This window comes from Companilactobacillus halodurans, assembly GCF_009600985.1.
Taxonomy (GTDB): domain Bacteria; phylum Bacillota; class Bacilli; order Lactobacillales; family Lactobacillaceae; genus Companilactobacillus; species Companilactobacillus halodurans.
On the sequence record NZ_VDFP01000181.1, the window covers coordinates 1 to 1,252 of the forward strand.

Below are 1,252 nucleotides of genomic sequence, written 5' to 3' on the forward strand. Positions count from 1 at the left end.
AAGATTATATGTGGGGACATGTTATGGATGCTGCTATCGTTACTACAATTCCAATTGTTATCAAATTTATAAACTATTGGATCACTTTTAAAGCTTTACTAGATGCAGAAACTCAACTAATTAACCAGATAGATGATATCATTCACTCTATAGATAAAAATAGATATTCAATTTCTGTTAAAGATTTAAGGTCTATTCAAGATTTTATATTTGTTAATATTAGATCTGCAACTATTTTAGTTCCAAATTGGCTTTACTTTGTTACCAAGAAAAGCCATGAAGAAGCAATGAAATCTTCTACTAAAAGTATTGCTGATAATTTAAAAAGACATTCGAAACATTAGGATTATGGTGTAATAACATGTGCTGGATCTTGTTAAAATAATCTTATAAATTGTCGTCTAACCACTTATTGACACTATGTTGAAGGTTATTTTATTAATGCTTCTAGTTCGACCATAACGGACGATGATAGTTAATTGAAAGTTACGGGTTAGCCACTACTAAAAAAGATAGCCTTTCTTGGTGTAAAGCGAACTCCCTGAGTTGTAGTAAATCTAAACTCAGGGAGTTTTGCTATTCTTTCAGCTAAAATAAAACAACAAGTATTAAGTGAATATTTCCAGTGAACTTTATCCATGTTACTTATGAAAAAGTATGGAATTAACGTACGCAGCAAAGACGTTTTAAAGAGCAGGTTAAAAGCAAGAGTTCCAAGCATCTATATGTGTACTTATAAATATAAAGTACACGTATAAATTGAAAATGTGATTATTACATGCTATTATACTTACAAATGTGTTTATTAAACACGCTTAGTATGCATAAGGAGGAACACTAATGGAAATTATCACATTTTCAGCTATAAAAGGCGGCGTTGGTAAAACTACCCTAGCTTTTAATTATGGTGAATGGTTAGCCAAAAATGGCAAGCATGTTTTATTTATTGACTTAGACCACCAAAGTAATTTAACCCAGACTTACAACATTTACGACAATCAAGACACCGTTGGCAACATTTTCTTAGATCGAGGGAAAGTCAAAATACATGAAATAAGTGCTTATATTAGTCTAATTGCCGGAGACATGCACCTTGACGATATTGAGCGTACCATTGAAAATAAGACTAACAAATATTTTGGAAGTGGTTGGAAGGTCTAGGAGTAGTTATCATTGCTACCAAAATCATAACGAAGGTAGTAATAGAAGGTCAGAAGATCTCGAAAAAAAGAAAAATTGTTTGGCACAAGGC

General features: G+C 31.9%; 1 protein-coding gene and 1 pseudogene. Both read left to right on the forward strand.

Annotated elements, in window-relative coordinates:
* Positions 1–344, forward strand: a 344-nt coding sequence (locus FHL06_RS13445; protein ID WP_238334059.1) for an S-4TM family putative pore-forming effector, incomplete at its 5' end; no start/stop codon positions are given.
* Positions 345–840: 496 nt separating this feature from the next.
* Positions 841–1,134, forward strand: a pseudogene (locus tag FHL06_RS13450) (ParA family protein); the annotation flags it as partial.
* Between the last annotated feature and the right edge of the window lie 118 nt (positions 1,135–1,252).